Annotated in this window: 13 protein-coding genes; 7 read left to right on the forward strand and 6 right to left on the reverse strand. The window is 70.4% G+C overall.

Features of this window, described 5'->3' with window-relative positions:
* The first annotated feature begins 21 nt into the window (after positions 1-21).
* Positions 22-762 carry an SDR family NAD(P)-dependent oxidoreductase gene (locus BMX85_RS14680; protein WP_090319240.1) on the forward strand — a complete coding sequence of 247 codons (741 nt, stop codon included), beginning with the start codon at positions 22-24 and terminating at the stop codon, positions 760-762.
* A gap of 34 nt (positions 763-796) precedes the next feature.
* On the forward strand, positions 797-1,033 hold the full coding sequence (locus tag BMX85_RS14685) for a 2-hydroxymuconate tautomerase family protein (protein WP_090319243.1): 237 nt from the start codon (positions 797-799) through the stop codon (positions 1,031-1,033).
* A gap of 136 nt (positions 1,034-1,169) precedes the next feature.
* On the opposite strand, the gene BMX85_RS14690 is transcribed toward BMX85_RS14685, so the two are convergent.
* Complete coding sequence (locus tag BMX85_RS14690) at positions 1,170-1,478, reverse strand: ArsR/SmtB family transcription factor (protein ID WP_090320116.1); 309 nt, start codon at positions 1,476-1,478, stop codon at positions 1,170-1,172.
* Between the two features lie 98 nt (positions 1,479-1,576).
* Between BMX85_RS14690 and BMX85_RS14695 the strand changes: the two genes are divergently transcribed.
* Positions 1,577-2,665 carry an NADH:flavin oxidoreductase/NADH oxidase gene (locus BMX85_RS14695; RefSeq protein WP_090319246.1) on the forward strand — a complete coding sequence of 363 codons (1,089 nt, stop codon included), beginning with the start codon at positions 1,577-1,579 and terminating at the stop codon, positions 2,663-2,665.
* Here the strand turns inward: BMX85_RS14695 and BMX85_RS14700 are convergent.
* The 3 genes from BMX85_RS14700 to BMX85_RS14710 are packed head-to-tail and all read right to left on the reverse strand — an operon-like array spanning position 2,659 to position 8,399.
* A complete protein-coding gene (locus BMX85_RS14700) occupies positions 2,659-5,757 on the reverse strand; it encodes an efflux RND transporter permease subunit (RefSeq protein ID WP_090319249.1) in 3,099 nt (1,032 codons plus the stop codon). The genes BMX85_RS14695 and BMX85_RS14700 overlap by 7 nt on opposite strands.
* Before the next feature lie 13 nt (positions 5,758-5,770).
* Positions 5,771-6,904, reverse strand: coding sequence for an efflux RND transporter periplasmic adaptor subunit (locus BMX85_RS14705; RefSeq protein ID WP_090319251.1), 1,134 nt, complete (start codon positions 6,902-6,904; stop codon positions 5,771-5,773).
* Positions 6,894-8,399, reverse strand: coding sequence for an efflux transporter outer membrane subunit (locus BMX85_RS14710; protein WP_090319255.1), 1,506 nt, complete (start codon positions 8,397-8,399; stop codon positions 6,894-6,896). Before BMX85_RS14710 ends, BMX85_RS14705 begins: the two co-directional genes overlap by 11 nt.
* Positions 8,400-8,564: 165 nt before the next feature.
* On the opposite strand from BMX85_RS14710, the gene BMX85_RS14715 reads away from it, so the two are divergent.
* From BMX85_RS14715 to BMX85_RS14730, 4 genes are all read left to right on the forward strand, one after another.
* Positions 8,565-9,377: a MipA/OmpV family protein gene (locus tag BMX85_RS14715; protein WP_090319258.1), complete on the forward strand. Its 813-nt coding sequence runs from the start codon at positions 8,565-8,567 to the stop codon at positions 9,375-9,377.
* Positions 9,377-10,063, forward strand: coding sequence for a response regulator transcription factor (locus BMX85_RS14720; RefSeq protein ID WP_090319260.1), 687 nt, complete (start codon positions 9,377-9,379; stop codon positions 10,061-10,063). Before BMX85_RS14715 ends, BMX85_RS14720 begins: the two co-directional genes overlap by 1 nt.
* Before the next feature lie 160 nt (positions 10,064-10,223).
* Positions 10,224-10,910, forward strand: a complete 687-nt coding sequence (locus BMX85_RS14725) for a response regulator transcription factor (RefSeq protein ID WP_090319263.1) — start codon at positions 10,224-10,226, stop codon at positions 10,908-10,910.
* Positions 10,879-12,264, forward strand: coding sequence for a sensor histidine kinase (locus BMX85_RS14730; RefSeq protein WP_090319266.1), 1,386 nt, complete (start codon positions 10,879-10,881; stop codon positions 12,262-12,264). The genes BMX85_RS14725 and BMX85_RS14730 overlap by 32 nt, the downstream gene beginning before the upstream one ends.
* Before the next feature lie 48 nt (positions 12,265-12,312).
* Here the strand turns inward: BMX85_RS14730 and BMX85_RS14735 are convergent, their stop codons facing one another.
* Positions 12,313-12,792, reverse strand: a complete 480-nt coding sequence (locus tag BMX85_RS14735; protein ID WP_090319269.1) for a GtrA family protein — start codon at positions 12,790-12,792, stop codon at positions 12,313-12,315.
* Positions 12,792-14,234 carry a UDP-glucose dehydrogenase family protein gene (locus BMX85_RS14740; protein ID WP_090319272.1) on the reverse strand — a complete coding sequence of 481 codons (1,443 nt, stop codon included), beginning with the start codon at positions 14,232-14,234 and terminating at the stop codon, positions 12,792-12,794. Before BMX85_RS14740 ends, BMX85_RS14735 begins: the two co-directional genes overlap by 1 nt.
* Positions 14,235-14,237: the final 3 nt, after the last annotated feature.

Below are 14,237 nucleotides of genomic sequence, written 5' to 3' on the forward strand. Positions count from 1 at the left end.
CAACGACCAAAGGAGCACATCATGAAATCCAACAAGACAGTCATCATCACCGGCGCATCGAGCGGCATCGGCTTCGCCCTGGCCGAAGCGTATCTGGCGCTCGGCTACAACGTCGTCGGCAACGCGCGCACCATCGAACGGCTGCAACTGGCCGCCGACAAACTGGGTAACCCGGACAACTTCCTGCCGGTCGCCGGCGACATCGCCCTGCCGGCCACGGCAAGCGCGCTGTTCGACCAGGCCGTCGCCGCCTTCGGCAAGGTCGATGTCCTGGTCAACAACGCCGGCATCTTCCTCGCGAAGCCGGTGGCCGACTACACCGAGGCCGACGTGAACGCCATCGTCAGCACCAATCTGAACGGGTTCTTCTATCCCTCGCAGGCGGCGGCCAGGCACATGAGCGCCAACCGCGACGGCCATATCATCACCATCACGGCAAGCATCGCGATGCAGCCCAACGTCAAGGTGCCGGCGCTGCTGCCGGTGCTGATCAAGGGCGGCCTGAACCACGCCACCCGCGGCCTGGCGATCGAGCTGGCCGCGTCGAACGTCCGTGTGAACGCGGTGGCCCCGGGCAGCATCGACACGCCACTGCACAGCAAGGATGCGGGCACGCAAGCCTTCCTCAAAACGCTGGCGCCAAACGGTGCGATCGGTACCACGCGCGATGTGGTCGATGCCGTGCTCTACCTGACCAACTCATCCTTCACGACCGGCACGGTGATGGTGGTGGACGGCGGCGCGACCGCCGGCACCTGGTAATCCGCCTTCACCCGACATTAAAAGGAATTCCGCCATGCCATTCGTAAATATCCGCATCACCAAGGAGGGCACCACGCCCGCCCAGAGACTGGCGCTGATCGAGGGCGCCACCGATCTGCTGTCGCGCGTCCTGGACAAAGATCCGGCCACCACCTTCGTCATCATCGACGAGGTCGATACCGACAACTGGGGCGTCAATCGCGAGAACGTCACCACCCGCCGCCAGCGGGAGAAAACGGCAACGGCGGCAAAGGCGGCAGCGACGTCGTAACGCCGCCCGCCAGCATCACGGGGGCGAGGGCCCAGCCTTCGCCCCCATCGATTCGTCCGTTTCTCCGACGACGAAGCGAACTTGAGCGCGGAGGTGGGAGCGTATCTGGCGCGATGCCGACCGGGCGGCGCACTTGTTAGTTCAGAGGCGGCTGCGCCAAGACCACCGCCAGCAGGCCGGGAAAGCGGCCGTCGATGTCGGCGCGGCGCAGCGTGTTCATGTGGGCGGTCCCCGCCGTTTCCGTATGCACCAGTCCGGCGTCGCGCAGCACCTTGAAATGGTGGGATACGGTCGATTTGGGCCGACCGCCGTCGAGCTCGCCACAGGTGGCGCCGTCCACTTGCGCCAGATGCCGTACGATTTCCAGACGGATCGAGTCGCTGAGCGCGTACAGCACACGTTCAAGCACGAATTCGTCGGGGGTGGGATGTTTGTAGGGACGCATGAGCAGAATCATACACCTTGCGCTATACTTCTTCCATTGTTCGTATATTTTCGAACTATCGTCCTTCTCATTACGCCACTTTTTCAACAAAGGAAACCATGTCCGCCCTATTCCAGCCCTACAGCCTTAAAGACGTCACCTTGCGCAACCGGATCGCGGTGCCGCCGATGTGCCAGTATTCCGCCACCGACGGCGTCCCCAACGACTGGCACCTGTCGCACTACGCCAGCATCGCGCGCGGCGGCGCCGGACTGGTGATCGTCGAAGCGACCGCCGTCGCGCCCGAGGGCCGCATCACGCCGGGCTGCACCGGCCTGTGGAACGATGAACAAGCGCAGGCGTTCGTGCCGATCGTGCGCGCCATCAAGGCCGCCGGCGCCGTGCCGGGCATCCAGATCGCCCATGCCGGCCGCAAGGCCAGCGCCAACCGGCCATGGGAAGGCGACGACCATATCGCCGACGGCGACGCGCGCGGCTGGCAAACGCTCGCGCCGTCGGCCATCGCCTACGGCGCCAACCTGCCGAAGGTGCCGCAGGCGATGACGCTCGACGACATCGCGCGCGTGCGCCAGAACTTCGTCGACACCGCGCGCCGCGCCGTCGAAGCCGGCTTCGAATGGCTGGAGCTGCACTTCGCGCACGGCTACCTGGCGCAAACCTTCTTCTCCGAGCACTCGAACCAGCGCGACGATATGTACGGCGGCAGCGCCGCCAACCGCGCCCGCTTCCTGCTCGAGACGCTCAAGGCGGTGCGCGAGGTGTGGCCGGAAAACCTGCCGTTGACGGTGCGTTTCGGCGTGATCGAATACGACGGCCGCGACGAGCAGACGTTGCTCGAGTCGATCGAACTGGTGCGCCAATTCAAGGCCTCCGGCATGGACATGGTCAGCGTCAGCGTCGGCTTCACGATTCCCGACACGTCGATCCCGTGGGGACCGGCCTTCATGGGACCGGTGGCCGAGCGCGTGCGGCGCGAGGCCGGCGTGCCGGTGTCGTCGGCGTGGGGCTTCGGCACGCCGGCCATCGCCGAACAGGTGGTGCGCGACCAGCAGCTCGACCTGGTGATGGTCGGCCGGGCCCACCTGGCCAATCCGCACTGGGCCTACTTCGCCGCCAAGGAGCTCGGCGTCGAACGGGCGTCGTGGACGCTGCCGGCGCCGTACGCGCACTGGCTCGAACGCTACTGATCGGGTAAAGCGGCGCTCGATGTGCCGGCGCCGCGCTGGCGCACCGCCGCCAGCCACTGCGCGGCGTCGTCGACATAAGTGAACACCACCGGAACAACCAGCAGGCTCAATACCGTCGAGGTGATCAGCCCGCCGATGACGACGATCGCCATCGGCGCCCGGAAACTCGGGTCGGCGCCCCACCCCAGCGCGATCGGCAGCATGCCCGCGCCCATGGCGATGGTGGTCATTACGATCGGGCGCACCCGCTTGCCGCAGGCGTCGATGATCGCGTCCCGCCGCGCCAGGCCGTGGTCGCGCCGGGCCAGGATGACGTAGTCGATCAGCAGGATCGAGTTCTTGGTGGCGATACCCATCAGCATGATCAAGCCTATCATCGACGGCATCGACAACGCCGTGCCGGTCAGGAACAGCGCCAGGAAGGCGCCCGGCACCGACAGCACCAGCGCGGCCAGCACGGTCACCGGCTGCAGGAAGTCCTTCAGCAACAACACCAGCACCATGTAGATGCACAGCACGCCGGTCAGCATGGCGATGGCGAAACCGGCGGCCAGCTCGTCCATCGACTCGGCGTCGCCGATCGACGCCCGCGTCACGCCCGGCGGCATCTCCCGCAGGCTGGGCAGCGCCAGGACCGCCGCCTCGATGTCGCCCAGCGCCTCGCCATTGAGCTCGATCTCGAAATCGATGTTGCGGCGGCGGTCGTAGCGGGCGATCTCCGCCGGACCGCTGCCGATTTCCAGGGTGGCGACGTTCTCGAGCGCCACCGCGCCGCGCGCGCCCGGCACCGGCAGGCGCTTGAGCGTGTCGAGGTCGTCGCGCGCGCCGTCGGCCAGCCGCACCACCACCGGCACCTGGCGCTCGCTCAGGTTGAGTTTGGACAGGTCCTGCTCGTAGTCGCCCGCCGTCGCCACCCGCAAGGTGTCGGCGATGCTGGCCGACGTCACGCCCAGGTCGGCGGCGCGGGCGAAATCGGGCCGCACGATCAGTTCCGGCCGCAGCAGCCCGGCGCTGGAGGTGACCGCGCCCACCCCGGGCAGGCCGCGCAGCTCGCGCTCGACCTGCTGCGCGTGGCGCGCCAGGGTAGCGCCGTCCTCGCCGGAGAGCACCAGCACATAGTTTTCCGACTCCTCCATGCCGACCTTGACGCGGGCGGCCGGCAGCGCCGCCAGCGCGGCGCGCAGCTCGCTCTCGATGCGCTGCTTGGTCAGGCCGGGACGGGCGTCGCGGTGCGTCAAGGTCAGCGTGAGCACGGCCGTGCGGACGTCGGCCGCGCCGGGCGGGCCGCCCATGTCGGCGCCGACGCCGCCGCCGACATGGGCGTAGACCAGCTTGACGTGCGGGTTGCGCATGACGATCGCGCGCGCCCGCCCGGCCAGCGCGATGGTCTCCTCCAGCCGCGCGCCGGGCGCGAGGCTGACCGTCGCCTGCGTCTGCCAGTCGTCGTCGGCCGGAATAAAGGCGGCCGGCAGCGACGCCGCCAGCAGGATCCCGCCGGCGAAGAACGCGGCGGCGGCGGCGACCGTCAAGCCCCGGTGGCGCAGGCACCACGCGGCGCAGGCCAGGTAGGCGCGCAGCGAGCGCGGTTGCGGCGCCGGCGCGACGTCCGGACGCGGCGCGCGCAGCAGGTGGGCCGCCATCATCGGCGTCAGCAAGCGCGCCACCACCAGCGAGAAGAACACGGCGGTGGCCGCCGTCCAGCCGAACTGGACGAAGAACCTGCCGATGGTGCCGCCCATGAACGCGGTCGGCAGGAACACCGCGATCAAGGTGAAGGTGGTGGCCACCACGGCCAGGCCGATCTCGTCGGCCGCCTCCATCGCCGCGCGCAACGGCGTCTTGCCCATGCGCAGGTGGCGCTCGATGTTCTCGATCTCGACGATGGCGTCGTCGACCAGCACGCCGACCACCAGCGACAGCGACAACAGGCTCACCGTGTTGACGGTAAAGCCCATCCAGTGCATCACGGCAAAGGTCGGGATGGCCGACAACGGCAGCGCCACGGCCGCCACGAACGTGGCGCGCCAGTCGCGCAGGAACAGGAACACCACCAGCACGGCCAGCGCCGCGCCCTCGTAAAGCAGGCGCATCGAACCGTCGTAGTTCTCGCGCACCGGGTCGACGGCGTTCAAGGCCTCGACCAGGCGGATGTCCGGATGCCCGGCCTTGAGCGCGGCCAGCGCTTGCCCCACCGCCCCGGCGACCTCGATCTCGCCGGCCCCGCGCGCGCGCAGGATCTCGAAACCGACCACCGGCGCACCGTCCAGCAGCGCGGCCGAGCGCGGCTCGGCGACGGTGTCGGCCACGTCCGCGACCTGGTCCAGGCGCACCCGCCGGCCGTCGCCGAGCGTGACCTCCAGCGCAGCCACCTCGGCCGCCGATTGTACGGTGGCGATGGTGCGCACCGACTGCTCGGCGCCGCCGAGCCTGACGCGGCCGCCGGGCGCCTCGCGCTGCGTCTGGCCCAGCTGGCGCGACAGGTCCAGTACGCCCGTGTTCAGCGCCAGCAGGCGCGCCGGATCGAGCGCCACGCGCACTTCGCGGCTGACGCCGCCCACGCGCTTGACCGCGCCCACGCCGGGCACCGCCAGCAGCGCCTTGGCGACCTCGTTGTCGACGAACCAGGACAGCGCCTCGGCATCCTTGCGCCCGGACGCGACGACGTAGGTCAGGATCGGCACGCCGGCCAGCTCCACTTTCCGGATCACCGGATCGCGCAGGTCGGCCGGCAGGTCGGCGCGGATGCGCGAGACGGCGTCGCGCACGTCCTCGACGGCCTCGCGCACCGGTTTATCGAGGTGGAACTCGATCGTGATGTCGGCGCTGCCGTCGGTCAGGGTGCTGCGCATGTGCTTGACGCCCTGGACGGTCGCCAGCGCGTCCTCGATCTTGCGGACGACGTCGTTCTCGAGCTGCGCCGGCGAGGCGCCGGGCAGCGCGGCGCCGACGGTGACCGTCGGCAGCTCGATGTCGGGGAAGTTCTGCACCTTCATCGCCCAAAACCCGAGCAATCCGGCCAAGGTCAGCAGGATGAACAGCAGGATCGCCGGCGTCGGGTTGCGGATCGACCAGGAGGATATATTGAAATGCATCGCGCTCTTTCGGTTAGTTGACGGCGGCCGTCGTCGACGCGCGCGCGGCGGCGGACGGGGCCACGCTGACCAGGTCGCCATCGCCGAGGAAGCCGCCGCCGGCGGCCACCACCCGCGCCGGCGGCGCGATGCCGCCGGTGATCTCGACCAGGTCGCCCGCGCGCCGGCCCACCCCCACCTTGGTGCGCACCACGCGCGAATCGGCGCCCACCCGCAGCACAAAGCTAAAGCCGTCGCGCACCTGCACCGCGCTTTGCGGCAGGGTCAGCGCCGGCGCCGTGCCGGTCTCGAAAACGCCGCGCGCGAACATGCCGGCGCGCGCCGCACCGCCCGGCGGCAGGTCGACATACACCAGCGCGTTGCGGGTGAGCGGGTCGACCGCCGGCGCCACCATCCGCACCCTGCCCTCGATCGGCTTGCCGCCTGCCGGCGTCACCAGCGCGCGCTGGCCCGGCTTGAGTTGCGCCAGGTCCGGGGCCGCGACCTCGGCGCGCCATTCGAGCCGGCCGCGCAGGATCAGGCGGAACAATTCCTGGCCGGCCGGCGGCACCGCGCCCACTGTCGCGCCGCGCGCCGAAATCACGCCGTCGTCCGGGGCCAGCACGCGGGTCTGCGCCAGGCGCAGTTGCCGGGTGTGCTCGGCGGCCCGCAACGCGTCCAGCCGCGCCCGCGCAGTGCGTCCGGCCGTCAGATATTGCTCGATTTGCTGGGCCGATAACGCGCCGGTGGTCTGCAGTCGATGTGCGCGCGCCGCGTTGGCGTCGGCCTCGGCCAGCGCCGCCTCGGCCTCGGCGGCGGCGGCGCGGCTTTGCGCCAGCTCGGCGCCCACAGTGGCGGAAGCGAACGTGGCCAGCACCTGTCCGCGCCGCACAACGTCGCCGACGTTGACCTTGACCTCGGCCAGGCGCAGGCCGTCGGCCTCGGCGCCGATGCTCGCTTCCTGCCAGGCGGCGATGTTGCCGTTGGCGGCCAGGCGCAGCGGCAATACGACCGCTTGCGGTGTCGCCACCTCCACCGTAAGCACGCTGCGGGGCGCGGCCGCCAACGGCTTGACGGACTCCGGCATGGCCAGCGCGATCACGGCATAGGCCAGCACGGCGGCCAGCACGGCGGCGAGGTAGAAGAACTGATGGCGTCTATTTTTCATCACGGGTTCCTTGGTTGCTATCGACCGGCGCGGCGCCGGTGGCGATGATGGATGGTGGGGGCGTGTCGGTCGGGGACCAGCCGCCGCCGAGCTCGCGGTACAGGGCGATCCAGGCGGCCACGCGTTCGCGGCGCAGGTCGATGACCGCGACCCGGGCGGCGACCACGCCGCGGCGTGCGTCCTCCAGCTCGAACAGGCTGGCGGTGCCGGCCTCGTAGCCCGCCTGCGTCGCGTGGTAGGAGCGTTCGAATCCGGCGGCCGCCGCGTCGGTGTCGGCGCCGCGCGCCGCCGCGCTGCGCAACGTCACCAGCGCCGTCTCGACGCCGCGCACCGCCTCGCGCAGCCGCGCCGCGTAGACGGTGGTGGCGGCGTCGTAGCGCACGCGTGCCGCCTGCGCATTGGCGCGCAGCGCGCCGCCGTCGAACAGCGGCAAGGTCACCGCCACCGGTCCCACGCTCCAGACGCCGCCGTTGCTGCCGACGCCGTCCGAGCGCGCGCGGGCGGCGCCGATGCTGCCGGCCAGTGTGACGCGCGGCCAGCGCTGCGCCCGCGCCTGGTCGGCACGCGCGCTGGCGGCCACGACGTCGCGCGCGGCGGCATGGATATCGGGCCGCTGCGCCAGCACGGCGGCCGGGACGGCGTCGACGGTCAAGTCGGGCGGTTGCGGCAAGCGGGCGGCGCCGTCGGCCAGTTCGCCGCGCAGCGCCGCCTCGTCCCACGCGGTGAGCGCGGCCAGCGCCTTGACGGAAAGATCGCATTGCGCGCGCTGCTGGATCAGTGCGGCGCCGGCCTGCGCGGCGCTGGCGCGCGCCAGGTCGGCCACTGCGGGCGCGCGGAAACCGGCGTCCGCCGCCAGGCTGGTCAGCGCGGAGGTCCGGTTCCGCGAGCGGGCGTCGAGTTCGGTCTGCGCCAGTTGCGCCTCGCAGGCGCGCAGGCTGACATAACTGGTGGCGATGTCGGCGGCGAGCGACACCCGCGCCACATGCCAGCCGGCCTGGCTCGACTCGAGCGCGGCCTGGGCGGCGGCGGCGCCGGCGCGGTTGGCGCCGAACAGGTCCAGCTCCCAACCGGCCTGCAAGCCGGCCGACGCCGACTGGCCGACCGGCGCCGCGATCTCCGCGCGGCCCCGGCTGGCGCTGGCGTTGGCGCCCAACGTGGGCAGCAGCGCGGCGCCGCTGGCAACGCTGGCCGCGCGGGCATCGGCGATGCGCGCCAGCGCCTCCGCCAAGGTCGGACTCGCTTGCTGTCCGGCCGCGATCAGGCGCGGCACCAGCGGATCGTCGAACCGTTCCCACCAAAGGCCCAGGTCGGCAAGCCGGCCGCCGTGCGGCAGCGGCGCGTGCCATTGGGCGGCCACGGGCGCCGCCGGGCCACCCGGTGCCGGCGCCGGAACGGACGTCGCGCACCCGGCCATTAACGCGGCGCCGGCGCCCAGCCACGGCGCGCGCCAAAACGGCCGGCGGAAGCATAACTTGAAGTTGGCGGATGAACGCATGCGGTGCCCTCGGCTTGAACAGAGCGCCACTATCGGGCAGCGCGTCTTTCCGTATACTTACCGGATCGCCGGAAGGCGCAGGTTTTGGTGTTTTTTACCGGTAAGTATTCAGTAAGACGACTTGAGCGACCATGTGGCTTCACATTCAACATTCGGAGAAATCACATGCAGCTTCCACGCATCCCTACCCTCGCCTTCCCGTCGGCAATCAAGCACGCGAGGCTCGCCGCGGCCCTGGCACTGGGGCTGTGCGCCACCGGCGTGGCGGGCGCCGCCGCGGCCGGCGAGGCGTCCTCGTGGGGCCTGGGCGTCGCCGCGTTCAGCGCGCAACAACCCTACGCGGGCATCGACCGGGAAAACCGCGCGCTGCCGCTGATCTCCTACGAGAACCAATATGTGCGCGTGTTCGGCCCGGTCGCCGAATTCAAGGCTTACAGCGTCGATCTCGGCGCCGGCCAGCGCCTCGACCTGCGCGTGGTCGGCAAGTACGACTTCAGCGGCTATGAGACCGGCGACGCGCCCATCCTGAACGGCATGCGCGAGCGCAAAAGCGGCTTCTGGGCCGGCGGCAAGATGATATGGCGCACCGGCATCGTCGACGTCAGCGCCGAACTATTGGCCGACGCCTCGGGCAACAGCAAGGGCCGGCGCGCCAACCTCGGGCTGGAAAAGACCTGGCGCATCGGCGAGCATTTGATGTTGACGCCGCGCGCCGGCGTGGCCTGGGTCGACAAGAAATACGTCGATTATTACTACGGCGTCGCCGCCGACGAGGCCCGCGCCGGCCGCCCCGCCTACGTCGGTAAATCCGGCGTCAACGCCGAGCTCGGCCTGCGCGGCACCTACGTCGTCGACGCCCACCACTCGCTGTTTGTCGATGTGGGGGTGACCAAGCTGGCCAAGAAGATCAAGGACAGCCCGCTGGTCGACCGCGCGAACGAGAACCGCGTCGGCCTGGGATACCTGTACCGCTTCTGATGAACCGCATCCTGCTCGTCGAAGACCACGACCGCCTCGCCCAGCTGATGTGCAAGGCGCTGGCGGCCGCCGGCATCGCGGTCGACGTCATCGACCGCATCGACGGCGCGTGGGCCGCCCTCCGGCAACTGCCGTACCAGGCCGTCATCCTCGACCGCGGCTTGCCGGACGGCGACGGGCTGTCGCTGCTGCACCGCGTGCGCGGCGCCGGCCTGCACGTGCCCTGCCTGGTGCTGACCGCGCGCGACGCGCTGCACGACCGCGTCGAAGGATTGGAGGCCGGCGCCGACGACTACCTGCCCAAGCCGTTCGCGATGGACGAGATGGTCGCGCGCGTGCGGGCCCTGCTGCGCCGGCCCGCCGATTGCCGCCCGCTCGACCCCAGCCACGACGACCTGACGCTGCGCCCCGGCGCGGGCCTGGTGTGCTGCGCCGACGACAGCGTCACCCTGGCCCCGGCGGAGATGCAGATCATGCTGATGCTGGTGCACCGGCACGCCGAGGTGGTGCGCCGTAGCGCGCTGGAGGCCGCCGCCTGGGGGCTGAGCGAGGCCGTCACGCCCAACGCGCTGGACGTGGCGCTGCACCGGATCCGCCGCAAACTGCTGGCCATCGGCTCGCGCCAGCGTATCGTCAATATAAGGGGACTGGGCTATGCGCTGCGCGCCGCCGATGTCGCCGACTAGCCGTGGCGGCGTGCGCGGCGCCGCCGGCCACCCTTCGGCTGGCGTTGGGACCGGCGCCCCGCCACGCCAGCGTGTTATATTGACACCCCGTAACGGCGCCGCTCGGGCGCGGTCGACGACGCAGTACCGCGTCCGGCCCGGGATACCTGTATCGCTTCCAATGAACCGCATTCTACTCATCGAAGACCATGACCGCCTGGCCCGGCTGATGTGCAAGGCGCTGGGCGACGCCGGCATCGCCGTCGATGTCGTCGAACGCATCGACTCGGCGTGGGACGCCATCGCGCGCATGCCCTACCAGGCGCTGGTGCTCGATCGCGGCTTGCCGGACGGCGACGGGCTGGCCCTGCTGCGACGCCTGCGCGGCGCCGGGCTGGGCGTGCCCTGCCTGGTGCTGACGGCGCGCGAAGCACTGCATGACCGGGTTGAAGGCCTCGAAGCGGGCGCCGACGACTACCTTGCCAAGCCGTTCGCCATCGACGAACTGGTCGCGCGCGTGCGGGCCTTGCTGCGCCGCCCCGTGGACTTCCGCCCACTCGAGCCCGGCCACGCCGACCTCGGTTTGCGCCCCGACGCCGGCCTGCTTTGCTGCGGCGCCGAAAGCGTCGCCCTGGCGCCGGCCGAGATGCAAATCATGCTGCTGCTGGTGCGCAAACCTGCGCAGGTGGTGCGCCGTGGCGCGCTGGAGGCGGCCGCGTGGGGCTTGAGCGAGGCCGTCACGCCCAACGCCCTCGACGTCGTCGTGCACCGCATCCGCCGCAAACTGCTGGCCGTCGGTTCGCGCCAGCGGATCGTCAACGTGAGAGGACTGGGCTATGCGCTACGCGAACCCGAAGTGGCTCAATAGCCTGGGCGTCAAAGTCCTGCTCGCCTACGTGGCCGGCATGGTCCTCAGCGTCGCCCTGCTGCTGGCGGCCGTTTTTTACCTCATCACGACGAAAAGCGAGATCTTGCCGAGCATGGACGTGGCGGAACGCGCGGAGGAAATGGCCGAGGCGCTGCTGTTCGATAGCGCCGGACGGCCGGTCGGCTTCCTGGACAGCGAAGACAGTCATCCGTGGACCTACGACAGTCTGCGGCGCGAGATCTCGTACCGCGTGCTGGACGCGGCCGGCGACGTCGCGCTGGCGTCGGCCACCGGCCCCGGGACGGCATGGCCGTCGACACCGGCGACACGCCGGTTGACACCCGGCCCGTTCACCTTCGATTTCGCCGGCGTGCCGATGTACGCCGGCACCGCCGCCGTCGAGCATGAGGGCAAGCGCTGGTATGTGCAGTTCGCCGCCAGCAAGCGCATCGTCGAGCTGTTCCAGACCGAGTTCGCGCTGCCGTTCATGGGCGCCGGCATCGTCTTGTTCAGTCTGGTCATGCTGTTCGTCTTCGGCGCCTGCGCGCTCATCACGCTGCGCTACACGCTCAAGCCGCTGCGCGAGGTGTCGGAGTCGGCCGCGGCGATTTCCCCGCGCGCGCTGCACGCGCGGCTGCGGGTCAACGCGGTGCCGGCCGAGATCGCGCCGCTGGTCGCCAGTTTCAACCGCGTGCTCGAGCGCCTGGAACAGGGGTATCGCGTACAGCAAGGTTTTCTGGCGACGGCCGCGCATGAACTGAAGACGCCGCTGGCCCTGATCCGCGCGCAGGTCGAGCTGACGGACCAAGGCGAGGAGCGCGATTCGCTGCTCGGCGACATCCAGCACATGACGCGCCAAGTGCAGCAGTTGCTACTGCTGGCCGAAGCGAGCGAGGAGCAGAATTACATTTTCTCCATGGTCGATCCGCGCGACGTCGGCGCCGAGGCGGTCGGCTATCTGCGCCGCATGGCCGACGCGGCGAACGTGCGCCTGACGTTGCGCGACGACGGCCCGGTGGCGCCATGGCAGGCGGACCCGGCGACGCTGTTCACCTTGCTGAAAAACCTGCTGGAAAACGCCATCCAGCATGCCCCCGAAGGCACCGAGGTGAGCGTGACGATCGGCGCCGAGGCACTGACGGTACGCGATAGCGGCCCCGGGGTGACACCGGAACAGATGGCGCGCATGTTCGAGCGCTTCTGGCGTGGCGCGCATCGCCGCGACCATGGCGCCGGCCTGGGCCTGTCGATCTGCCAGGAGATCGCCGGGGCGCACGGCTGGACACTGGCGGCGCAGCGGATGGAGCCGGGCCTGCTGTTCCGGCTGACGACCCGACCTGCGCCGGATGCGTAAAAAACCGGCCCGGCGCGCGCCCGTGGAAGGAGAAATTAATGACGTCGCCTAACGCGGCGGACGAAACGCCCACCAGCGGCTACCGGCGAAGTTCCACAACAGTCCCAGCCCGGTGGCCAGCGCCTGCGCCACCCAGTAGTGCCAGCCGGCCCCGTCCACCAGCAGCCACATCAGCGCGGTGTTCAGGCACCAGCCCAGGCCCAGCAGGGTGAAATAGCGGCCGGCCGCGCGCAGGTGGGAGCGGGCGCCGCCGAACGTGAAGAAATAGTTCAACACGTAGTTCACCACGGCCGCCAGCGCGTAGCCGACGCCCGACGCGGCGGCCGCGCCGGCGCCGCAGCGCTCGACGCCGAGCCACAACACCAAGTATTGCAGCGCCGTGCCCGACGCGCCGACCAACGCGAAGCGCAGGAACTGCTTCGACAGCGGCGCCGCAGCGGCGGCGTCCACGATGGTGGTCCCGCCGTGGACGCCGCCTTGGTGCTCCCGCTGGCCCGTCGTCGCGGCGCGGCCTGTCCGGCGTTCCATCAGGCGCGCATTAAGGAAACCGCATGGTGCGACACCGCCTGCCGGGCCGGGGCGCGCGGCGCGCCGGACGGGGCGTCCTTGGCGAGCCGGGAGCCGCGTCCGATGCCATGGTACTCGAATCCATACGCGTCCATCGCCTCCGGCTCGAACAGATTGCGCCCGTCGAAGATGACCGGCTGTTTGAGCGCCGCCTTGATCTTGCCGAAATCGGGGCTGCGAAACGCCTTCCACTCGGTGACGATGGCCAGCGCGTCGGCCCCGGCCAGGGCGTCGAGCGGGGCGGCGGCGAAGCGTATCCGCGCCAGCTCATCGGCGTGCAAGTCGAGCGCCAACGTCCGCGCGGCTTCGGCCATCGCAACCGGGTCGTGCACCGCGACGGTCGCGCCCGCGCGCAGCAACTGGCGCAGCAACACACGCGCCGGCGCCTCCCGCATGTCGTCGGTGTTCGGTTTGAACGCCAGTCCCCATACGGCGAAATGCATGCCGTCCAGATCGTCGCCGTAGCGCACGAGGATCTTGCGGCCCAGCAGCTGCTGCTGATGCTGGTTGACCGCCTCCACCGCGCGCAGGATCAACAGCTCCTGGCCGAAGCGTCCGGCGGTGCGCGCGAGCGCCCGCACGTCCTTGGGAAAGCAGGAGCCGCCGTAGCCGGCGCCGGCGTACAGGAAGCTGGCGCCGATGCGCGGATCGGAGCCGATACCGCGGCGCACCGCCTCGATATCGACGCCGACGCAATCGGCCAGATTGGCGAATTCGTTCATCAACGAGATGCGCGTCGCCAGCATGGCGTTGGCGGCATACTTGGTGAACTCGGCCGAGCGCACGTCCATCCAGTGGGTGCGCTCGTGATTGCGGTTGAAAGGCTTGTAGAGCGTGCGCAGCAGCTCGCGCGCGCGCGCGCCGTCGGGCGTGCCGTCGCAGCCGATGACGATGCGGTCGGGCCGCATGAAATCCTCGACCGCCGCGCCCTCCTTGAGGAACTCGGGGTTGGAGACGACCGAGAAGGCGGCGTCCGAGGCGCGCCGGTCCAGCTCCTCGCGCAGCGCGGCGGCCACGCGCTCGCCGGTGCCGACCGGCACGGTCGACTTGTCGACCACCACCTTGAAGCCGCGCATGTGGCGGCCGATCGCGCGCGCGGCGGCCAGCACGTGCCGCAGGTCGGCGGCGCCGTCCTCGTCGCTGGGCGTGCCGACCGCGATGAACTGCAAGTCGCCGTGCTCCACGGCGGCGGCGACGTCGGTGCAAAAGCGCAGCCGTCCGGCGTCGCGGTTGCGTTCGACGATCTCGGCCAACCCCGGTTCGTGGATCGGCATGCCGCCGCCGTTGAGCAGCGCGATCTTGGCTTCGTCAAGGTCGAGGCAGACGACATCGTTGCCCAGTTCGGCCAGGCAGGCGCCCGTCACCAGGCCGACGTAGCCCGTTCCGATGATGGTGATTTTCATGCC

This window comes from Duganella sp. CF517 (assembly GCF_900110275.1).
GTDB lineage: Bacteria > Pseudomonadota > Gammaproteobacteria > Burkholderiales > Burkholderiaceae_D > Rugamonas.